A 20933-nucleotide genomic window follows, 5' to 3' on the forward strand; every position below is an offset into this window, starting at 1 on the left:
GGCGGAGACGCCCGTCATTTCCCGACAACCGAATGGAATATCCCCCGCACCGCCTTCGAGAGCCGCTTTACCTCGCCCTCCAGCGTGCGGATATCCGGGCAATCCCCTGCCCGGCAGACGCGCTCGACGAGCCCCGCGGGGGCATCGCCCGGATCAAACGGTCCGTCGACGCAGAGCCGGACGATCTGCGAAAGCTCGGTGAAAAGCCGTAGCGCCTCGACACAGGTATCGAGATCGGCAGGTTTCATCAGCTTTTCGCCGAGCGCCTTCAAAGCTTCTTCCGTACTGAAACCATAGGTATCGAGCGTCACACCCCTGGCCGGCGCTATCAGCCGCAGATACTGGGCGATGAACTCGATATCGATCAGGCCGCCGGGGACCAGCTTGAAATCCCAGATATCGCGCGGCGGCTTTTCCTTTTCGATCAGTTCGCGCATCTCGGCCACGTCCCTGGCGATCTTCGCAATATCGGGCTTGGTCGACAGCACTTCGCGGATCAGGCCCTTCGCCTCGTCGACAAGGCTTTCCTCGCCGCAGATCAGCCGGGCGCGGGTGAGCGCCATGTGTTCCCAGGTCCAGGCCTCCTGGCGCTGGTATTTGCCGAATGCGTTGATGCGGGTGGCAACCGGACCCTTGTTGCCCGACGGTCTCAAGCGCAGATCGACCTCGAAGATGATCCCCTCTGCCATCGGCGCCGAAAGCGCGGCGACCAGCCGCTGCGTCAGACGGGTGAAATAACGGCTGGCATCGAGGGGCTTGTCACCCCCGCTTTCCATCGCCTCGCCATCGTAGTCGTAGAGAAGGATGAGATCGACGTCGGAACCGGCAGTCAGTTCGAAACTGCCGAGCTTGCCCATGCCCATGACGGCGACGCGGCCACCTGGATAAAGGCCGTGGGCGCTGCGGATCTCCGCGGTCACCGCCTTCAACGCCGCGTCAATCAGGAGGTCGGCAAGGTGGGTGAAGGCGCGTGCCGCCTGGGCACCCGAGATCGCCCCCGTCAGCAGTCGGATGCCGATCAGGAACCGCTGCTCGGCCGCAAAGATGCGCAGCCGGTCGAGCTTTTCCTCGTAGTGCCGGCCGGCGGTCAGGAATGCGGCCAGGCGCCAGGAGAGATAGTCACGGGTCGGCAGTTCGGCCATCAGGCCGGGATCGAGCATGCCGTCGAAGACATGCGGCTTGGAGGCGATGATATCCGCAAGCCGGGGCGCAGACGACATGATCGTGACGATCAGCGCCAGAAGCGGCGGATTGTTGCCGATCAGCGAAAAGAGCTGGATGCCGGCCGGCAGGCCCCTCAGGAAACTGTCGAACCGCAGCAGCGCCTCGTCGGCACGCTTGCTCTCGCCGAACGCCATTAAAAGCGCCGGCATCAGTTCGGTCAGCCGCTCGCGCGCCTCCGCCGACTGGGTGGCCCGGTAGCGGCCGTAATGCCAGGTGCGGATGACGCGGGAAATGTCGGCCGGCCGCTCGAAGCCGAGCGAGGCGAGCGTCTTCAGCGTGCCCGGATCGTCCTGCTGGCCGGTGAAGACAAGGTTGCCGTCACTGCTGGTCAGCTTTGCCTCCTGCTCGAAGAGCCGCGCGTAACGTTTCTCGACGGTCTTCAGCACCTCTTCAAGCCTTGCGGAAAAACCGGCGGTGTCGGCAAAACCGAGCATGAAGGCGATACGCTTCAGTTCGGCGTCGGTTTCCGGCAGGTTATGGGTCTGCTCGTCGCGCACCATCTGGATGCGGTGTTCGACATCGCGCAGGAACCAGTAGGCCTCGGTCAGTTCGGCGGCGATCTCGGGCGTGATCCATCTCGCCTCGGCGAGCGCTGCAAGCGCCACTTCCGTATCTCGGGCCCGCAGCGGCGGCATGCGGCCGCCGGCGATCAATTGCTGGGTCTGGGCGAAGAACTCGATCTCGCGGATGCCGCCACGGCCGAGCTTGACGTCATGGCCCTTCACGGCAATCGCGCCGTGGCCCTTGTGCACATGGATCTGCCGCTTGATCGAGTGGATGTCGGCAATCGCCGCGTAGTCGAGATATTTGCGGAACACGAAGGGTGTCAGCAGCCGCATGAAATTTTCGCCGGCAGCAATGTCGCCGGCGATCGGCCGCGCCTTGATGAAGGCCGCCCGCTCCCAGTTCTGGCCGCGGCCCTCGTAATAGATCAGCGCCGCATCCAGCGAGACGGCGAGCGGGGTGGAACCGGGATCGGGCCGCAGGCGCAGGTCGGTGCGGAACACGTAACCGTCGGCCGTGCGTTCCTGCAGGATGCGGATCAGGCGGCGCATCATCCGGCCATAGACTTCCGACCCGTCGAGCGGATCGGCGAGGATGCCCGTTTCGGGGTCGAAGAACACGACGATATCGATATCGGAGGAATAGTTGAGCTCGCGGCCGCCGAGCTTGCCCATGCCAAGCACGATCAGGCCGGAGCCCTTGCTCGGTTCTTCGAGGTCGGCGAGCTTCAGCTTGCCGCTTTCATGGCCAGTGACCAGAAGGTAGTCGATTGCCGCGGCGACGGAGGCTTCGGCAAACAGGCTCAACCAGCGTGTCGTGTCCTTCGCGGAAAAGATACGGGCGAGATCGGCGAGCGCGACGAGGAAGCTCAAAGCCCGCTTGGCAGTCCGCAGTGCCGCCATCACCTCGTTTTCTGACGGTGCCTTGCCGTCCCTCGGCAGCCAGGTCCGACGCGCCGTCTCGACCAGCCGGTTGAGCGCCGGCTCCAACGGCTCGGTGATCGCGGTCGCCAGCAGCTTTGGCGAGATGACCGTCGTGTCGCGCAGATAGGGCGAGAGGGTAAAGGCCGCGACGATGAAGTCTCGGAGCGCGCTGTCCTTGCCAAGCAGTGCCGCGACCGAAGGTTCGGACTTGCCGATATCCTTCAGGACAGCCATCGCCGCCTTGGTCTCAGTCTGGTTCAGCGGGCGGATCACCTCCGCCTTCACCGTATCGAGCCGATTTCCGGTCTCCGACACTGGCACCTCCCTGATTCTTCCCTGGCGAAACTTAGGGCTTCGGCACGGGAAAGACCATGGTGACCGTCAGGCCGGGTGCCGCGGTATTCGTCTCGTCGGTGGCGGAGAGTTCCAGCGAGCCGCCATGCAGTTCCATCACCGCCTCGACCAGCGACAGGCCGAGGCCGGTGCCGGGCTTGGAGCGGCTTTCGTCGAGGCGAAAGAACCGCTTGGTTACCTCGCCGCGCTTGTTGGCCGGAATGCCGGGGCCGTTGTCGCAGACGGAGAGCCTGAGCGTGCCGTCGCTCCTGGCGAGCTTCACCCCGATCTTGGGCGTATGGCTTCCCTCGGAGGCATATTTGATCGCGTTGTCGAGGAGATTGAAGATCGCCTGGCCGATGAGTTCCCGGTTGCCCTTGACGACGAGACCCGGTTCGAGCTCGGTGGTGAGCGAAAGACCCGCCTCCTCCGCCGCCGGCTCGTAGAGTTCGGCACTGTCGGCGGAGATCGCCGACAGATCGACATCGGACATTTCGGCCGCGATCGAGCCCGCCTCGACACGGGAGATCATCAGCAGCGCGTTGAAGGTGCGGATAAGCTGGTCGGATTCGGCGATGATACCTTCGAGGGCTGCGCGGCGCACGTCCGCACGGTCTTCGCCGAGCGCATCGGCCGCCTTGTTGCGCAATCTCGTCAGCGGCGTCTTCAGGTCGTGGGCGATGTTGTCGGAAACCTGCCGCAGGCCTTCGTTCAGCTTCTCGATGCGTCCGAGCATGGCGTTCAGCGAATCCGACAGCCGGTCGAATTCGTCGCCGGACTTGCCGACCGGCAGGCGCTGCGAAAGGTCGCCCGCCATGATCTTCTGGCTCGCCGCCGACATCCGATCGATGCGTTTCAACGCATTGCGGCCGATGCCGAACCAGATCACCAGCGCTCCAACGCCCATGATGGCCAATGCCACCATCAGCGCCCGGCGCACGATACCGCGGAACCGGCTCGGGTCGCCGAGATCGCGGCCGACCAGCAGCCGCAGACCGTTGTCGAGGCGCAGCACGTTTGCGATGGCGAGATGACGGCGAGGACGATCCGCTTCCGTATAGGGTTCGTAGGTGAAGGGGATTTCCGTCCAGCCTTGGTCGTCGAGCACGCCGGGCTGCACTGCGGCGACGTTGCCGGCGAGCATCTCGCCGTTGGGACCGGCAATCACGTACAGATTGGCGCCCGGCTGGCGGGCCCTCCGCTCCATCATCCGCAGCAGCAGGCTGACGCCGCCGCGCTCATAGGCGCGCTGTATCTCCTGCACTTCCTCCTGCAGCGACTGGCGCGTCTGCTGCGCCAGCAGCCGTTCCGACATCGCCGTCACGTAGATGACCAGAAACGCCGCACACAGGGCGAAGAGCAGGATATAGAGCGCCGACAGCCGCACGGCCGTCGAGCGGAACATCAGGCGGGCACGTGCCAGCAACTCGGCTTACCCCTCGTCCTTGATCATGTAACCGGCGCCGCGGATGGTCTTCAGCAGCGGCTTTTCGAAATCCTTCTCGATCTTCGACCTCAGCCGCGAGACATGCACGTCGATGACATTGGTCTGGGGATCGAAATGATAGTCCCAGACGTTTTCGAGCAGCATGGTGCGGGTCACCACCTGGCCGGCATTCTTCATCAGATATTCGAGCAGGCGAAACTCGCGCGGCTGCAGCAGCACTTCCTTGCCGGCGCGCTTCACTTCGTGCGACAGCCGATCAAGCTCCAGGTCCCCGACCCGGTAGACCATGTCCTGTTCTGGCGTCCCCTTGCGGCGGCCGAGCACTTCGACGCGGGCGAGAAGCTCGGAGAAGGCGTAGGGCTTCGGCAGGTAGTCGTCGCCGCCGGCGCGCAGGCCGGTCACGCGGTCGTCCACCTGACCGAGCGCCGAAAGGATCAGTACCGGCGCATTGACGCCGCGCTTTCTGAGTTCGCTGATGACGGACAGCCCGTCGCGGCGCGGCAGCATTCGGTCGATGACCATCACGTCGTAGGAATTTTCGGTTCCCATGAACAGGCCGCTCTCGCCGTCGCTTGCATGGTCGACCACTATCCCGGCCTCGCGAAAGGCCTTGGTCATGTAGGCTGCCGCCTCCAGGTCGTCTTCTATCACCAGAATCTTCATGTGCGGGACAATAGCGTCCGAGCCCGTCTTTGCACTACGGGAATCTGCCGTGCCGGCTGAATATCGGGTATCCGTTTCCATCGCTCGCTCCGTGGAAAGAAGAAAGGCGCCGACCGTTGCCGGCGGCGCCCCTGATCTTGCGACCTAGTTTTAAGAAATCAGCCTTCGTTGATCGGCAGGGCGACGAAGCGGCTGGTATTGTTTTCACCAGCCACCTGGAACAGCGCACGGGTACGGCCGTCCTTGCGGGCCTGGTCGAGAACCTTGCCCACATCGGCGGCGCTGGTGACCTTGCGGTTGTTGACCGAGACGATCTTTTCGCCGGTCTTCAGGCCGCGGGCAGCGGCTTCACTGTCCGGATCGACATCGGTGACCGAGAGACCGGAACCATCTTCAGCCGGAGCGACGGTGATGCCGAGGCTGGCAAGCGCCTTGTCGCTGGAAGGAGCCGGAGCGTCGGGCTGCTTCGGCGTGGCCGCAGCGGCTTCGTCGCTCTGGAGATTGCCGAGCGTGACCGGGATCTTCTGGGCCTTGCCGTCGCGCCACAGATCGACCTCCACCTTGGTGTTCGGGCCGAAGGCGGCGACGCGCTTGGCGAGATCACGGGCATCCTTGATCGGCTGGCCGTTGACGGCGGTGATGACGTCGCCTTCCTTGATGCCGGCCTTCTGACCCGGAGAGCCTTCCTGGGGAGCGACGACGAGGGCGCCGGTCGCTTCCTTGAGGCCGAGCGAGTCGGCGATGTCCTGGGTGACCGGCTGGATCTGCACGCCGAGCCAGCCGCGATCGACCTTACCGTCCTTCATCAGGTCGGCAACGACGTCCTTGGCGGTAGAAGACGGGATCGCAAACGCAATGCCGACATTGCCGCCCGACGGCGAGAAGATCGCGGTGTTGATGCCGACCACTTCGCCCGAGAGGTTGAAGGTCGGACCGCCGGAATTGCCGCGGTTCACGGCCGCATCCACCTGGATATAATCGTCATAGGGACCGGAGCCGATATCGCGGCCGCGGGCAGAAACAATGCCTGCGGTGACCGTACCGCCAAGGCCGAACGGATTGCCGACGGCAACCACCCAGTCGCCGACGCGGACCTTCGAGTCGTCCGCGAAGTTGACATAGGTGAACTTGCGGCTGGTGGCGTCGACCTTCAGCACGGCGAGATCGGTGCGGCTGTCCTTGCCGACCAGCTTGGCTTCGAGTTCCGTGCCGTCGTTCAAAACGACCGTATAGGCGGAACCATCGGAAACGACGTGGTTGTTGGTGACGACATAGCCGTCTTCGGAGATGAAGAACCCGGAACCCTGTGCCGCCGGGCGCAGGCGGTGAGGACGGTTGCCGTCCTGGCCCCGCGGGCCGTTGCGCTCTGCGCGATCCTGGTTGCGGTTGTTGCGGTCGCCCGGAGCGCCCGGCACCTGGCCGCCGAATTCACGGAAGAACCGCTTCAGCGGGTGGTCATCGGGAAGCTGGTCGAAGCCGCGGCCGCCGAAGCTGAACGAGCTGCTGTCATCGGAAACGGGCTGTGCATCCGACTGGACGCGGACTGAAACGACGGCGGGGGAAACGGCCGAAACGACATCGGCAAAGCTCGGGGCCTGCGGTGCGGTGACGCTGACCGGAGCAGCAAAAGACTGCGTGATCTGAGCCGGGATGCCGCTCGAGAGCATGACCGCGGCAAGACCAGCAACCGTGGTGGTCTTCAAGACGGTCTTCAGGGAGGGACGTCCGATATTGCGCATGTTTTAAGCTACCTTCTTCTCTTCAGTCATATCGGCTGGAGGTCAGCCAAGCGGTGGATGACGAGAGATATAGGCGCTCGCAGGTTAACTGCAGGTGGCGGACGAATGAAATATTGGTAATGTTTGACGAACGGCTATTTTTTCAGAAGTTCTTCGATACGCGCCTGCTCCTCGGTGGTCAGCGCCGCAACCGCGCGTTGGCCTGGACGGGTGCGGACGAAGACCAGGATGGCGATTGCACCGACCAACAGTAGCAAGACCGGCGTCGCCCAGAGGATCACCGTCTTGGCGCTGAGGCGCGGCTTCAAGAGCACGAATTCGCCGTAGCGGGACACGACGTAGTCGATCACCTGCTCGTCCGTATCGCCGTTCGCCAGCCGCTCGCGCACCAGCACGCGCAGGTCGCGGGCAAGCTCCGCGTTGGAGTCGTCGATCGACTGGTTCTGGCACACCATACAGCGCAACTGCGCCGAAAGATTTCGGGCGCGCTGTTCGAGCACGGGGTTGGGGAGCACTTCGTCGGGATTGACGGCAAAGGCCGGAAGTGGGGCAAAGAGAGCCAGGAGAAGTAGAAAGAACGAGAAAAGTCCCCTTCTGGCCTGCCGGCCATCTCCCCCACAGGGGGGGAGAAAACCCGTGGCAACGCCTAGCATCCATCTCAAGGGTGCGATGGGGCGGTGAAGCCCCTCCCCCTTGTGGGGAGGGGTTGGGGAGGGGTCTTTGTCGACAGATGTTCTCATCACTCCGCCGCCTCCAGCGTCGCCTTGACCGGCTTAGCCTTCCGGCTCGGCGCCCCTACCCTGAGCCGCCGATCCGACAGCGACACGAACCCGCCGACCATCATCACCAGCGCGCCGCCCCAGATGCAGAGGATGAACGGCTTCCACCAGATGCGCACCACCATGCCGCCGCTTTCCATCGCATCGCCGAGCGAGACATAAAGCTGGCTGAGGCCGAAGGTGAGGATTCCGGCCTCGGTCGTCGGCATGCGCCGCGCCGTGTAGAGCCGTTTCGACGACCAGACGTCCGCCACCTGGACGCCGCCGCGACTGACGGCGAAATGCCCGCGCTGTTCGGTATAGTTCGGTCCGACCGCATCGCGCAGCCCGTCATAGGTCAGCGAATAACCGCCGGCGTCTACGGAAGCACCCTGCTTCATCTCGACCACCGTCTCTGTGCCGAAGGTCGTCGCCGCGAAAATGCCGAGAACCGTGACGCCGAGACCGAAATGGGCAATCGCCGTGCCGAATACCGAACGCGGCAGGCCGGCCAGGCGCTTCAGCCCGACCGAGAGCCCGACCTTCGAAAAATTGCCGCGATACCAGAGGTCGGCGAATGCGCCGATCATGCCCCAGAAACCGAGCACGAGGCCGAAGATCGCCAGAACCGGTCCGCCGTTCTGAATGTAGAAGAAGGCAAGGCCCGCAGCCAATGCCAGGCCGGCGAACACATAAAGGCGCTGCAGGGCGCCAAGGAGATCGCCGCGCTTCCAGGCAAGCACCGGCCCGAACGGCACGGCGACCAGAAGCGGCAGCATCAAGAGGCCGAAGGTCATGTTGAAGAACGGCGCGCCGACCGAGATCTTTTCGCCGGTCAGCGTTTCTAGGATCAGCGGATAGAGCGTGCCGGTCAGCACCGTCGCCGTCGCCACCGTCAGGATCAGGTTGTTGAGCACCAGCGCGCCCTCGCGCGAGATCGGCGCGAAAATGCCGCCCGCCTTCAGCATCGGCGCCCGCCAGGCAAACAGCGCGAAGGCGCCGCCGATGAAGATGCCGAGAATGCAGAGGATGAAGATGCCGCGGGTGGGATCGGTCGCAAACGAATGCACCGAGGTCAGCACGCCCGAGCGCACCAGGAAGGTGCCGAGCAGCGACAGCGAGAAGGTCATGATCGCCAGAAGCACGGTCCAGATCTTCAGCGCCTCGCGCTTTTCCATGACCAGCGCCGAATGCAGCAGCGCCGTGCCGGCGAGCCAGGGCATGAAGGAGGCGTTCTCGACAGGATCCCAGAACCACCAGCCGCCCCAGCCGAGCTCGTAATAGGCCCAGTAGGAGCCCATGGCGATGCCGGCCGTCAGGAAGGTCCAGGCGGCGAGTGTCCACGGCCGCACCCAGCGGGCCCAGGCAGCGTCGATGCGGCCTTCCATCAGCGCCGCGACCGCAAACGAGAAACAGACCGAGAAGCCGACATAACCGAGATAAAGCAGCGGTGGATGCACGGCGAGGCCGAAATCCTGCAGCACCGGGTTCAGGTCCTGCCCTTCGGCCGGCGCCGGATCGAGGCGCAGGAACGGATTGGAGGTGAGCAGGATGAAGAACAGGAAGGCGGTCGAGATCCAGGCCTGCACGGCCAATACATTGGCCCGCAGCGTATCCGGCAGGTTCCGGCCGAAGACCGCGACAAGCGCACTGAAGAACACCAGGATCAGCAGCCAGAGCAGCATCGAGCCTTCGTGATTGCCCCAGACGCCGGAATATTTGTAGATCACCGGCATCAGCGAATGGGAATTTTCCCAGACGTTCATCACCGAGAAATCCGAGACCACATAGGCCCAGGTGAGCACGCCGAAGGAGAAGGCGACGAGCGCAAACAGCACCAGCGACCCGGTCGGGGCCAGCGCCATCATGGCGATATCGCCGCGCCGAGCGCCGATCACCGGCAGGACCGAGACGATCAGCGCGGTAGCAAGCGCCAGAACGAGCGCGTAATGGCCGATCTCGATGATCATCTCGTTGCCGTCCCCTTGGCGCCGTTGCCCTTGCTTTGGTCGCCCTGGCCTTCGTTCCAGACGCCCTGCGCCTTCAGCCGGTCGGCGACTTCCTTCGGCATGTAGTTCTCGTCATGCTTGGCGAGCACGCTGTCGGCCACGAAACCGTGCGATGCCGCATCGAACGCGCCTTCGGTCACCACGCCCTGACCTTCGCGAAACAGGTCCGGCAGGATGCCCGTATAGGTAACCGGTACGCTGCCGGTTCCATCGGTCACGGTAAAACTCACGGTCGAACCCTGGCCACGCTTCACCGAACCTTCGGCAACCAGCCCGCCGAGCCTGATGCGGGTGCCGGGCTTGACGTCGGCCTTGGCAAGATCGGCCGGCATGAAGAAATAGGCGACCGACTGGCTGAAGGCGAACATGACAAGCAGCACCGCGACGAGGATGAAGCTCATGCCGCCCGCGATCACCGCCAGCCGTTTCTGTTTGCGCGTCATTGCGCCACTCCTTCGACGGCGAGCCCCATCTCGTTGGCAAGCGCCACCAGCTCGCCTGATGACGGGAACTGCTTGAGGCCGCTCTTCAGGGCCTCCTCGGCCCTGGGTTTGTCGCCGAGTACGGAATAGGAGCGTACCAGCCTCACCCAGCCTTCAAGGTTGTTCGGGTCCTGTTTCAGCCGCTCCGCCAGGCTGTCGACCATGCCGCGGATCATTGCCTGTCGATCGCCCTGCGACATGTTTTCCGCCGCCGCCACATCCGCCTGGTTCGGATTGCCGGGCGCCTGCGCCGTGTCCTGTCCCGACGTGACGGCGCCGCCGTTCTTGACGATATGCTGGTTGACGAGTTGCATCCACGGCGCATCGGCCGGCGAACCCTTTGCGATCGTCTCGAACTGCGTCCTCGCCTCCGCCGCCCGGCCTGCCTGTTCAAAGCCGAGGCCGACGTAAAAGCGTGAACGCGGATTGTCCGGATCGAGCTTCACCGCCTGCTCGAAGGCGGCACGCGCGTCCTCGGTGACAATACCGTCGTTCGACGCGACCAGCGTTTCGCCGAGCCCGGCCAGCCGGACCGGACTCGGCCCAAGGATGCGGATCGCGTTTCGATAGGCCATCTCGGCATCGCCGAGCCGCATGGAGCGGAAATAGATGGGGCCAAGCAGATCCCATCCGGCGCCGTCATTGGGATTTTCAGCCAGATGCCGCTCCGCCTTGGCGACCAGCAGGGCGACATTGTTGCCGGGATTGGCCAGCCGCGCTTCGAGCGGCTGGTCCGGCAGCCCGGGATTGCCGAGCGCCAGGTAAAGACAGAGCCCGACGACGGGCGGAACCATTGTGACCACGGTGGTGGCGAGCGCATATTTTCGCGCCTTGGGAGCGGCGGTCTCCTTGCCCTCCCCCGCGCCGGCCGCGGCCAGCAGCCGGCGGCCGATTTCGGCGCGGGCGTATTCTGCTTCCTCCGCATTGATCAGGCCCTGGGCCCGGTCGCGGTCCAGTTCGGCCAGCTGGTCGCGATAGACGGCGACCTCTCCGGCACGGTCGACGGATGCTGTTTTGGTGGCTCGGGCGAACGGCAGGATGAGGATTGCCGCAACGGCCGCCGTCAGAGCTGCGAGGATGATCCATAAAACCATAGTGGCCCAATACTGCAACGGCCCGCGCTTTCCAACAGCGCAGCCGGCGTTGACGCGAATTTGAGGCCTTTGGCCGCAAGCTCAGACCTGCATATGGGGCCGATCCGATCTGGCGGCCATGACCCATGTCAAACAGCCGCAGAGGAAATCAGACGGGGAAATCAGGTGAGCGGGGTCCAGGTGCCGTTCGAATTGCGGCAGGCAGCGCCCCGCGCCGTCATGTCGCGGCCATTCATCGTGACCGTATGGCGATACTGACGGCAGTTCTGGGTGCCCACCTGATAGGGAGCGTTGGCGACCACCTGGCCGTTCGCGTCGTCACCCTTCCAGGTGATTGCCTCGCCGCCGGCGGCCCCTTCCAAAGCGCGATATTCCGCCTCGAGGGCGCGGGAACGGTCGCTTGCCGAAAGCGTTGCGCCGGTGCGGCCGACGATGCCGCCCTGCAGCGCGGAAATATAGGAAGTCGATGGTGACGGCCGCGGTGTCAGCAGGCCACGCGTGCCGCCGGTTCCCGCTCCTGAAGACGTGCCGCAGCCAGCCAGAAGGCCAGCAACCACAAGCGATGAAACGGCATTTCGGAGGCTCAACAATCGCATCGTGTCGGAAACCGGTCGCGGCTCGTTTTCTTGGTAAATCTTGCCGAGACTGGTCCCGTCCCGGCATGGCATCATTATGGCGTCATTGGGAAAACACACAAATCCGACGATCTTTCAGTCTCCCCGCATATTAGCAGACATATAGAAATGTCTCTTCCGACAAAGATATAGCAGGCGATCCATCCGTCCAGAACCAAAGGCAGGGAATAGGCCGATGTTGCCGTTGCGCCACAGTTGCGCAGGACCGCGTTGCGAAATTTCCAACGTTAGGGGGTTTCCTTGGCGACGCCCGGAAGCAGAAGCTGCGCCCTAAGGCCGCCCCGCGCCCCGCGCGTCAGCTCGACCGAACCGTGATACTCGCCGGTGATCTCGCGCACGATCGACAGTCCGAGCCCGGCACCGGGCTTGCTCTCGTCGAGGCGCCTGCCGCGTTTCATCGCTTCGCGGATCTGATCCGGCTCCAGCCCCGGGCCGTCGTCCTCGACGGCGACCTCGACCCAAGAGCGCCGCGCGGGTTCACCTTCGCCGGATTGAGGACCGGATGTGGGCGTCGCAGTGATCCACACGCCGGTTTCGCAGAAGCGCGCGGCATTTTCGAGCAGGTTGCCGACCGTCTCCTCGACGTCCTGCTGTTCCATGGCAAGCGCCACGCCCGGCGGGAAAACCGACAGGTGAAATTCCTTTTCCGGATTGAGCCGCCGCATCACCCTGACCAGGCGTTCCAGCACCGGCTCGATCTCCGTCCGGGCAAGCAGCGATTCTCGCTGAGCGGCGATGCGCGCACGGTTCAGGTAGGATTGCACCTGCGCCTGCATTCCCTCCGCCTGCGACCGCACCATGTCCGACTGCACCTTTTCGACGGCGCGCGATTCGTTGAGCAGGACCGCGATCGGCGTCTTCAGCGAATGGGCGAGATTGCCGACCTGCATGCGAGCCCGCTCGACGATGCGGCGGTTGCTTTCGATCAGCGCGTTGATATCGCTCGCAAGCGGCATGATTTCGCGGGGAAACTCGCCTTCCAGCCGTTCGGCCTCGCCGCGCCGCACCTTTTCGAGCGAGCGTCGTGCGCCGTCGAGCGGCAACAGGCCGTAAAGGATAGCCAGACCATTGACGACCAGGCTGCCGAAACCGAAAACGGCAAGGGCGATATAGAGACTGCGGGTAAAGGCCTGGATATCCTCCTCGACAACCGCGAGATTGCCCGAGACGCGGAAGCGCGCGGCGCGGCCTTCGCCGTCGAGTACGACTTCGGTCTCGGCGACCAGAACATGGTTCTTGTAGGCGTCGATCGCGGGGTAGAAGCGCTCGTAGCGATTGTTGAAGGGCACCGCCAGGATCGACGGCACGCTGATGTTCGAGGTGCCGAGCGAAGAGGATGAAAGCGGCGTGGCCGCAAAGGTACCGAGCGGCTCGATGATCCAGTACCAGCCGGTCTCGGGCTGCGAGAAGCGCAGGTCGCCGAGTTGCGGGCTGCCGGCAAGCTTGTTGTCGTCGCCGATCGTGATCGAGTTGATGACATTATAAAGCTGGGCGCGCAGGAGGTCGGTGAAGGCGCGTTCGGCCGATTGCCGGTAGAGCTGCGAGATGACGATCGAAATGACCACCAGGGCCAGCGCCGACCACAGCGTGGCCAGAAGCAGCACGCGGGCGGTCAGCGATCTTGGTCCGATCATCCGGAATTTAGGGCGCATCGTTTGGCGCTTGCATCCTGTAACCGAGCCCGCGGACCGTCTCGATGAGGTCGACACCGAGCTTCTTGCGAAGCCGGCCCACGAAAACTTCAATCGTATTGGAATCTCGGTCGAAATCCTGGTCATACATATGCTCCACAAGCTCGGTGCGGGAAACGACCTGCCCCATGTGATGCATCAGGTAGGACAGCAGCCTGAATTCGTGCGAGGTGAGCTTCAGGGCGACGCCTTCGACGCTTGCCTTGGAAGCCTTGGTATCGAGCCGCACGGGCCCGCAGACGATTTCGGAGGATGAATGCCCCGCCGCCCGGCGGATCAGCGCCCGGACGCGGGCCAGTACTTCCTCCACATGGAAGGGCTTTGCGACATAGTCGTCGGCACCGGCGTCGATGCCCGCCACCTTGTCGCTCCAGCGGTCGCGGGCGGTCAGCATCAGAACCGGCATGCCCTTGCCTCCGGCACGCCATTTCTCGACGACGGTGATACCGTCCATGACCGGCAGGCCGATATCGAGGATCACCGCGTCATAAGGCTCGGTTTCGCCCAGATAATGGCCTTCCTCGCCATCGAAGGCCTGGTCGACCACATACCCCGACTCCTTGAGGGCGTCGGAAAGCTGCCGGTTGAGATTGACGTCGTCTTCGACCACCAGAATGCGCATGCACCGCCCCTCGAATGATATGCCGGCGGCCGATCACCGCCGGAGCCGCCTTACATCGGAACCCTGACGGTTACCTTGCGCGGTCTTTGATTGCCATCGCCTTGGACGAGCACCGTCACGACACAGGTCTGGCCATCGGAGGAGGGCTGAGCGGAAAGAAGCTGGCCGCCGGTTTCCCGCACCACGCGAGACGCCGCCGAGCCGCAATCGCCTGCGACAAGAACGAGATAATCACGCGCAGCGACCTTTTCCGGCAGAAAGCCGGCAAAACCGGCAAGGCCGGCGGTCAGTATCGCGATGATTGGCAGTCGCGCCATGGTTACAATTTCCACTCACAAGACAAACAGGATTCATGTCCAAAGCATGTGATGGAATATGTAGCCAAAGGCGGCTGAATGGCAAATGAATGGTCCGTAATGCTTTCCTTCATAGGGCTATTTTCCCCTGATTCCGGTCTGGGCCGCGATACGACCGTAGATCGCGAAAAACCCGCCGGCAGCGCCTGCCAGCGTCACCGCGAGGTCCGCGAGATCGGCCTGAACATCCGCTCCGAGCTGAATTCCCGTGACCTGCAAAAGCGAGGCGGCGACCGCGATCAACCCGCCCCAGACCGTTTTCGACTGATACCACACCTTCATGCCATCCATGCGTCATCTCCTTGTTCAACCTAAAATACAACGGTCGCCTCGGCGGGGGTGCCAAGCGGGACCGCCCGGCCCATCTGCCGGATCCGCAACGAAAGGCTCGGTTGAGTCCCACCGAAATCGGCAATCTCATCGATCGCCGGATAGATGAAAGCCGGCTCTGCCACCTCGACCACGCGCCTGACGATGGTTCCGTCCAGCACTTCCAACAGGTAGCGCTCCTCCGGCTCGTCCAGCGGGATCTCTGTTCCGTCCCAACCGTCCGCCTCGACCCTGCCGCGCCTCACCCAGGTCAGCCGGGCATCGCCGGCAACCTGCCGTTCGCCGCGGATGTGCACCGGCGAAAGCGGCGTCTCGGCGCGCATGCCCCCCGCGAACCTGTGCGGGCCGGAGCGCCCTCCCGCCTGCCCCGGGCTTTCCGCCAGCCAGTTCATCACCAGGCCGCGCTCCTCCGCCGACAATCCGAGGGGCATAACTGCCTCGTCGAGCACGACGACGGCCGCACCCGCCGCGGCGCCCGCCTGCATGGCATCCTCGGTCCCCGCCAGTCCGCGCAGCAGGTTCGACAGGGACCAGCGGTTCGGACTGATCTCTTCGGCTGCGGCAAAGGCGACTATTTCCCAGGCACCGTTCTGCGCTTTCACCGCAATTCGGTTTTCGCCATTCAGCACCGCCTGCTCGTCCGCCGACGACAATCCGCCGAAAAACAATTCGATCTCCATGGCCGGACCACGATCGAAGCGCCCGGCAACTCCGCCCGAAAGCGGCGCCGCCAGAATGCCCGCCCTCGCCGGCCGGTCGAGCGCCGATCGCATGCGATACCCTTCCGCCGTGACAGAGGAGGACAGCGCCATCCGCCGCCACGGTCTGCAGAAGCCCGCGACGCGGGCGAAGCTCGCCGCCTCGCCGGGGGCAAACCGCGGCAGATCGAGAAAATGCAGGACGGGCGCAAATGCATCGGAGACGGCGCTACCGCCATTCCGGTGCCCCCCATCGCCGGCATGGTTCGACGGCGCGAGCGGCGCGTGGTGCCGTGCCTCGATCCGCCGCGCGGCCCCCTCTTCGATCCGTTCGACGATGAACGTCCCCGCCGGGCCAGCGGCATCCGGCAGAGCCAGCCGCACCGCATCGCCGGGCTCGACGGTAATATCCGCCGGCGAGAGCGCAAAACTCAGCGACCGCCTCGATACCCTGTGCGTGCGCAGCAGCGTCTCGACCGCACCCAGCGACGTCTCTTCCGGCAGCACGGCCGGCAGGTCGTAGCTGAGGATGCGCTGGCTTTCCGCCCGCGCCCGCCGCGATCGCACGCCCGCCTGTTCGTAGTCCAGGCTCGGATTGTAGGAGGTCAGCACCGCCTCAGCCGCAAAATCGCTGTCATGCCCACGGTTTTCAGACCACAGGGGATCATCCTCAATATCGGCAATGACGGCGATCTCCTTCGCCGCCAGGCTCGCCGTCAGCCGTGACCGGAAGCGCAGCCTGCCGCCGTCTTCGGCGACATCCACCTGAAAGACCTCGATCAGCGGCTCCAGAAGCGCCCTCGCGGAGGTCACCTCGCCCTGCACGTAGCCGGTCAGGTCGCCGCTCACTTCCGAGACATCGAACTCTTCAAAACCATGCTCGGCCAGGATCGCGGCGATCGCATCGGCAAGCGTAGTTCCGCCCAGCCGGCCATTGAGCCAATGGCCGGTGCGCCAGTTGCCGCCATCGCTCCAGGCCGAAAGATCGCCCGGAAAGGCCGGAACAGGCCGCGCATCCCAGGTCCAGACAAAGACGTGGCCCGGATCGACCATGCCTCCCGGCGTCGCCTCTCCCAGCCAGCGGCGATGATGCGCTTCCAGGAACCGCCGCTGCATGCTGTCCGATCGCCCGCCGCTCGAAAAATACGGCAGCGCGCTTTCGGCGGATTTCGGATCGGTAAAGACATTCGGCTGACTGGCGCCCTTGTCGACCGCCGGACACCCGAGTTCGGTAAACCAGACCGGCTTCATGCCGGGCACCCAGGCCGTGGGCATTCCGGCCTCGACACCGTCCACACGATCAAAGTGCTGGTTCGACCACCAGCCCGAAAGATCCTTGTAACGATAGACCCAAGGCTTCCCCGCCAGCCCATCGCTGATCGGCGACCGCACCCGGTTCCGCCGGTCTGCTTCGCTCGCATAATACCAGTCGAAACCCTCGCCGGCAGCGATCTGCGCCGCCATGGCCTGCCCATCATCCGCAAGACGAAAGCCATCGGGATTTTCGGTCCAAAGATCCTCGTCGCGCCAATCGCCGAGCGGCATGTAATTGTCGATGCCGACCGCATCGATATCCGGCGAAGCCCAGAGCGGATCGAGATGGAAATGCACCTCGCCCGAACCGTCCTGCGGATGATAGCCGAAATACTCGCTCCAGTCGGCGCCGTAGGTGATCTTCGTCCCCGGCCCGACGATCGCCCGCACGTCTCCTGCCAGCCCGACCAGCTCCTGCACGAACGGAAACGCCCCCGTCTCGTCGCGCAACTGCGTCAGCCCGCGCAGTTCCGAACCGATGACGAAGCCATCGACCCCGCCCGTGGCAGCCGCCAGACCGGCATAGTGCAGCACCATGCGCTGGTAACCTTCCGCGCCGGTGCTGAAAGCCTGCACCTGCGCCCGCGCACCGGCAGTCCTATCCGCCGACAAAGGGAAACAAGTGATCCGTCCGCGCCAGGGATAGGCCGCCTGCTCCGGGCCACCATAGGGATCCGGCCGGGCGTTGCCGGGCGGGATATCCATCATCACGAACGGATAGAGATAGACTTTCAGCCCACGCGCCCTGAGGTCGGCGATCGCCTGGACCACGCTCGCATCGCTTGGCGTGCCGCCGAATGCCGGCCCACCGTCCCGGCTCACCAGATGCGCCTCGCGACGCGACATGCCCGCCACCGACCATTCGGAACTCTCCTCCCACCGCTCGGGCACTTCGACGCCCGGCACGATCCGGCAAAATCCCACTCTGAGATCCGTCCCGAACCAGGAGACCACCAGCGCCACCCGTTCGAGGTTCGGGCAGATCGCCTGCAACTCGTCGAGCGATGCCTGCCAGTCGGTCCCGGACGTCAGCGTATGGCGGTTGAGAATGCGCGCACTGCCCTCGCCGGTCTTCTCCGTCACCGGTACGGTCGCATAACCATGCTCGGTCGCGCCCGGAATGACCGTTACGGCGCGGATCTGCTTCTCGAGCCTGCCTACCGGCCGCAGCACCTCGAACTGCAGAAGCGGAATGCGATTGCCGAAACTGTCGAGCGGCAGCCGTTCGAATGTGACATAGGCCAGCCCGCGATAGGCCGGCGCATTGCCTTCGCCCTGCTTCGCCTCGATCAGCGGATCGGGCAACTGCTCTTCGTCGCCACGATAGACCCGCATCTCGAGGGCTGTCAGATCGAGTTCGCGCCCATCGGCCCAGACCCGCCGCACCCCCGCGATCGTCCCCTCGCAGAGCCCGACAGCCAGGTTTGCGAAATAGCGGAACGTCTCCACCCGCGGCCCGCTCGTCGCCTTGCCGCCAGAGCGTTCGCGCGTCACCTCCTCCTCGAAACGCGTCGCCCAGATCAGCGTGCCGCCGATCCGCGCCGTCCCGTAGATGCGGTTGATCGCCGTTCCCTCGTCAGCACCCGGGATGCGCGCCGTCGCAAGGCGAGGCCCGGAGATCGTCGTGCCGCTGTCGCCGATCAGCGCCCGATCGACAATGCTGCCGGCCAGCGCTCCCGCGGCCCGCCCGATGATCGCCCCGACTGGACCGAACACGCTGCCGAGGGCCGCGCCCGCCGCCTGGAAAAGGATAGTGGCCATCAACAACTCCACATATTCTAAAAGGCGAGTCGACCACTGGTCGCCCGCATCCATTGCGTGTTAAGTTTGCAGGCGGTTGAGGGAGAAAGCAGCAAGCGCATCGAAATTGCGCGTCGGTGGCGTGGCCGCATCGACCTCGGCAGGAGGCCCCTGCTCTCAACCATGAAGGTGATGTTATGAGGTTAACGCCTATTAGCGTCGTGCTGACTGTGAGAAAAACCCGGACGGGCTGGCTTGTCTCCGTCCGGGTATTATTCACTAGATAGTGCCAGGTGAGCGAGGTTCCCGCCTCGCTCACTCCTTCATAATAGACTTAGCCGCTCAAAATGCAACCTTGCAACTCAAATACATCCTATAGTTTTAACATTTTCAGTTGCATCAGGTTGCAATACCCTAAGCGGGTAGCTTACGTGCTGTCGGAAACCGATACACCCCCGCCACCCGCCGCCGCCACGACGGCACCAGCGCCGAGCGTGTCACCGCGCTCTGCTCATACGCATGGATAAAATGCTGCGGCCCGGCGAGAACTCCCGCGTGTTTGGCCGCACAGTCCACTCGCCAGCGGAACAGCAGGACATCACCGGCCTCCGCCTGAGCCATCGGCAGCGGCGGCCCGAAAAGTCGCATCGCCGCCTCCGCGAGCCGGTCTTCGCCGCTTCGCTCCGCCCAATCGGGCGCATAAGCCGGCACAGTCTCCGGCTCCTCACCGTAAAGCTCGCGCCAGATGCCGCGGATGAGCCCGATGCAATCGCAGCCGACACCGTTCGTCGCTCCCTGATGCCGATAGGGCGTGCCGATCCATCCCTGCGCCAACGCCACGATCCGCTCGCCTTGCCCGCTCATTCGAAGATCGGGCCGCCGTCATGGACCCGCTCCCCGTCGGCATAGGAATAGGCGAAATCGGCGCCCGGAACGTGCGGAAAGCCGCGGAAATTCAGATGGTTCGCAAAGCGCGCCCCGCAGGTCGCAAACGACTTGTCGCAACCGGCGGCCACCGCGAACGTGTCGCCCGCCGCGACCGGCACTTCCAGTGGCAGCCAGAAAGTCAGCTCCACCGAACCATCCGCCCGCTTCTCGTGCGCATCGATATCCATCGTCACACCACCCGGAAACGTCAGCACTCCCTGCCGGAAGAAGCCGTTCTCGAAACCGCCGAGGCCCGAAACGACAACCCGGCTGGCATCCTTCACCGCGATCACCGCCCCCTCGCCGCGCCACGGATCCAAGTCGACGCCGCAACGGGCGTCGCCAAGGCTGGCATCGCAGCGCCGGTTGAAGACGCGCCCCTGCGGCTGGCTCAGCCGATGCGCCAGACTGCGCAGCTCTGCCCGAAACTGCCCGCCGGCGCGGGAAACCTCGCCGATCTCCCGCACGTTCAAACGCATATGCTGATCCGGCGCCGCCCAGTTGACCTGAAACAATTCCACCCGAGCGCCGTCATATCTGCCGGTCGCCAAATCCTGCTCGCGGATCGCCGCATTCGAAAACCCGCCGGCCACCTCGTCGGCACCCGCCGAAAGCCCCGTTGCCGCTTCTGCCTCGCTTGCCGAAAACCCGCTCGCCGCCAGGAAGGTCGTGCCGTCAAATGTCAGGTCGTGGTCATGCTCGGTAAATCCCAGCACCGCCCCGTCACGCCGCGTCAGCCGCCATGCATGGCAGGTGGTGGTCGCCTCCCGCGCCAGATGTTCGGCCAGATCAGCCGGTACTGTTCTCATGCTAAAACCTCCGTCAGCGGAATGGTCGGGATGCGCCCGGCATCGAAATGCGCGAGATTGACGTCGATCCGGTCCGTATCGAACCGCACCGGCACATCGAATTCGTAACCCGCACGCACCACCGCACCGACCGGCGGAACATGCCCGGCGGCAAAGGTAACGATCCCCGTCACCACATCGGCGGAGAAAGCCTCCGGCGCTTGGCCAACGCCGTCCACCGACGCCACAACCGCCCCGGCGACCGGCTTGGCGATCCGCCTCGTCCAGCTGCCGCCGCCATCCGCGTAGGTTTTGACGAGCTGGAACGCCGCGGTCTCCCCGTCGCCCGTGCCGATCACCTGATCGGCCGCCGACGCAACCTCGCCCGGTGCGCAGGATTTCCAGTCGACCGGATCGCGGAACCGGAATCCGTAAAGCTGCCCGCCCCGCGCCTCGAAAAATTCCAGCACCGCATAAAGATCGGCAAGCGATCTCACCCCCGAACCGGCATCGTAGCTGCGCCTCGAATCCCGCCAGCGCTGGTTGCGCTTTTCGCGCCCGTTGGAAAGGTTGACGATATCGGTGCGCCGCACTGGACCGCCGGTTGCCCCGAGCGCCAGGCGCAGCGGGAACCGAACCTCGTGAAAACCGCTCAT

General features: G+C 64.3%; 17 protein-coding genes. All 17 read right to left on the reverse strand.

The features are described 5' to 3' along the window. Positions 1-14: 14 nt before the first annotated feature. A complete protein-coding gene (locus ABCW43_RS05500; RefSeq protein WP_345922453.1) occupies positions 15-2966 on the reverse strand; it encodes a bifunctional [glutamine synthetase] adenylyltransferase/[glutamine synthetase]-adenylyl-L-tyrosine phosphorylase in 2952 nt (983 codons plus the stop codon). A 31-nt stretch (positions 2967-2997) separates the two neighbouring features. Beyond that, positions 2998-4389 carry a sensor histidine kinase gene (locus tag ABCW43_RS05505; protein WP_445738915.1) on the reverse strand — a complete coding sequence of 464 codons (1392 nt, stop codon included), beginning with the start codon at positions 4387-4389 and terminating at the stop codon, positions 2998-3000. 27 nt (positions 4390-4416) lie between these two features. Next, positions 4417-5175: a response regulator transcription factor gene (locus ABCW43_RS05510; RefSeq protein ID WP_345922454.1), complete on the reverse strand. Its 759-nt coding sequence runs from the start codon at positions 5173-5175 to the stop codon at positions 4417-4419. A 77-nt stretch (positions 5176-5252) separates the two neighbouring features. Continuing rightward, positions 5253-6833: a Do family serine endopeptidase gene (locus ABCW43_RS05515; protein ID WP_345922455.1), complete on the reverse strand. Its 1581-nt coding sequence runs from the start codon at positions 6831-6833 to the stop codon at positions 5253-5255. A 134-nt stretch (positions 6834-6967) separates the two neighbouring features. Continuing rightward, entirely contained in the window at positions 6968-7486 is a 519-nt protein-coding gene (locus tag ABCW43_RS05520) for a cytochrome c-type biogenesis protein (protein ID WP_445738892.1), read from the reverse strand. 86 nt (positions 7487-7572) lie between these two features. Beyond that, entirely contained in the window at positions 7573-9561 is a 1989-nt protein-coding gene (locus ABCW43_RS05525; RefSeq protein ID WP_345922456.1) for a heme lyase CcmF/NrfE family subunit, read from the reverse strand. Next, positions 9558-10043, reverse strand: coding sequence for a cytochrome c maturation protein CcmE (gene ccmE / locus ABCW43_RS05530; RefSeq protein WP_345922457.1), 486 nt, complete (start codon positions 10041-10043; stop codon positions 9558-9560). The genes ABCW43_RS05525 and ccmE overlap by 4 nt, the downstream gene beginning before the upstream one ends. Next, the gene (gene ccmI / locus ABCW43_RS05535) at positions 10040-11176 is read right to left on the reverse strand and encodes a c-type cytochrome biogenesis protein CcmI (RefSeq protein ID WP_345922458.1); all 1137 of its coding nucleotides are present in this window, start codon (positions 11174-11176) and stop codon (positions 10040-10042) included. Before ccmI ends, ccmE begins: the two co-directional genes overlap by 4 nt. A 161-nt stretch (positions 11177-11337) precedes the next feature. Further along, complete coding sequence (locus ABCW43_RS05540) at positions 11338-11772, reverse strand: RT0821/Lpp0805 family surface protein (RefSeq protein ID WP_210011165.1); 435 nt, start codon at positions 11770-11772, stop codon at positions 11338-11340. A 266-nt stretch (positions 11773-12038) separates the two neighbouring features. Next, complete coding sequence (locus tag ABCW43_RS05545; RefSeq protein ID WP_445738893.1) at positions 12039-13445, reverse strand: ATP-binding protein; 1407 nt, start codon at positions 13443-13445, stop codon at positions 12039-12041. Positions 13446-13452: 7 nt separating this feature from the next. Further along, positions 13453-14124 carry a response regulator transcription factor gene (locus ABCW43_RS05550; protein ID WP_046628321.1) on the reverse strand — a complete coding sequence of 224 codons (672 nt, stop codon included), beginning with the start codon at positions 14122-14124 and terminating at the stop codon, positions 13453-13455. Positions 14125-14174: 50 nt separating this feature from the next. Then, a complete protein-coding gene (locus ABCW43_RS05555; protein ID WP_037081003.1) occupies positions 14175-14441 on the reverse strand; it encodes a hypothetical protein in 267 nt (88 codons plus the stop codon). 117 nt (positions 14442-14558) lie between these two features. Further along, on the reverse strand, positions 14559-14771 hold the full coding sequence (locus tag ABCW43_RS05560) for a hypothetical protein (RefSeq protein WP_345922459.1): 213 nt from the start codon (positions 14769-14771) through the stop codon (positions 14559-14561). Between the two features lie 20 nt (positions 14772-14791). After that, positions 14792-18583, reverse strand: coding sequence for a baseplate multidomain protein megatron (locus ABCW43_RS05565; protein ID WP_345922460.1), 3792 nt, complete (start codon positions 18581-18583; stop codon positions 14792-14794). 393 nt (positions 18584-18976) lie between these two features. Further along, positions 18977-19426, reverse strand: coding sequence for an NlpC/P60 family protein (locus tag ABCW43_RS05570; RefSeq protein ID WP_345922461.1), 450 nt, complete (start codon positions 19424-19426; stop codon positions 18977-18979). Further along, the gene (locus ABCW43_RS05575) at positions 19423-20298 is read right to left on the reverse strand and encodes a phage/gene transfer agent baseplate hub protein (protein WP_345922462.1); all 876 of its coding nucleotides are present in this window, start codon (positions 20296-20298) and stop codon (positions 19423-19425) included. Before ABCW43_RS05575 ends, ABCW43_RS05570 begins: the two co-directional genes overlap by 4 nt. After that, on the reverse strand, positions 20295-20933 hold the full coding sequence (locus ABCW43_RS05580; RefSeq protein ID WP_345922463.1) for a phage distal tail protein, Rcc01695 family: 639 nt from the start codon (positions 20931-20933) through the stop codon (positions 20295-20297). The genes ABCW43_RS05575 and ABCW43_RS05580 overlap by 4 nt, the downstream gene beginning before the upstream one ends.

The sequence above is a fragment of the Neorhizobium tunisiense genome (assembly GCF_039631515.1).
Lineage (GTDB): Bacteria > Pseudomonadota > Alphaproteobacteria > Rhizobiales > Rhizobiaceae > Neorhizobium.

Coding starts and splice junctions, on each gene's coding strand:
- ABCW43_RS05505 (WP_445738915.1), bottom strand. CDS start 4,389: ATGTTCCGCTCGACGGCCGTGCGGCTGTCGGCGCTCTATATCCTGCTC.
- ABCW43_RS05510 (WP_345922454.1), bottom strand. CDS start 5,175: ATGGAAACGGATACCCGATATTCAGCCGGCACGGCAGATTCCCGTAGT.
- ABCW43_RS05515 (WP_345922455.1), bottom strand. CDS start 6,833: ATGCGCAATATCGGACGTCCCTCCCTGAAGACCGTCTTGAAGACCACC.
- ABCW43_RS05520 (WP_445738892.1), bottom strand. CDS start 7,486: ATGCTAGGCGTTGCCACGGGTTTTCTCCCCCCCTGTGGGGGAGATGGC.
- ABCW43_RS05525 (WP_345922456.1), bottom strand. CDS start 9,561: ATGATCATCGAGATCGGCCATTACGCGCTCGTTCTGGCGCTTGCTACC.
- ccmE (WP_345922457.1), bottom strand. CDS start 10,043: ATGACGCGCAAACAGAAACGGCTGGCGGTGATCGCGGGCGGCATGAGC.
- ccmI (WP_345922458.1), bottom strand. CDS start 11,176: ATGGTTTTATGGATCATCCTCGCAGCTCTGACGGCGGCCGTTGCGGCA.
- ABCW43_RS05540 (WP_210011165.1), bottom strand. CDS start 11,772: ATGCGATTGTTGAGCCTCCGAAATGCCGTTTCATCGCTTGTGGTTGCT.
- ABCW43_RS05545 (WP_445738893.1), bottom strand. CDS start 13,445: ATGATCGGACCAAGATCGCTGACCGCCCGCGTGCTGCTTCTGGCCACG.
- ABCW43_RS05550 (WP_046628321.1), bottom strand. CDS start 14,124: ATGCGCATTCTGGTGGTCGAAGACGACGTCAATCTCAACCGGCAGCTT.
- ABCW43_RS05555 (WP_037081003.1), bottom strand. CDS start 14,441: ATGGCGCGACTGCCAATCATCGCGATACTGACCGCCGGCCTTGCCGGT.
- ABCW43_RS05560 (WP_345922459.1), bottom strand. CDS start 14,771: ATGGATGGCATGAAGGTGTGGTATCAGTCGAAAACGGTCTGGGGCGGG.
- ABCW43_RS05565 (WP_345922460.1), bottom strand. CDS start 18,583: ATGGCCACTATCCTTTTCCAGGCGGCGGGCGCGGCCCTCGGCAGCGTG.
- ABCW43_RS05570 (WP_345922461.1), bottom strand. CDS start 19,426: ATGAGCGGGCAAGGCGAGCGGATCGTGGCGTTGGCGCAGGGATGGATC.
- ABCW43_RS05575 (WP_345922462.1), bottom strand. CDS start 20,298: ATGAGAACAGTACCGGCTGATCTGGCCGAACATCTGGCGCGGGAGGCG.
- ABCW43_RS05580 (WP_345922463.1), bottom strand. CDS start 20,933: ATGAGCGGTTTTCACGAGGTTCGGTTCCCGCTGCGCCTGGCGCTCGGG.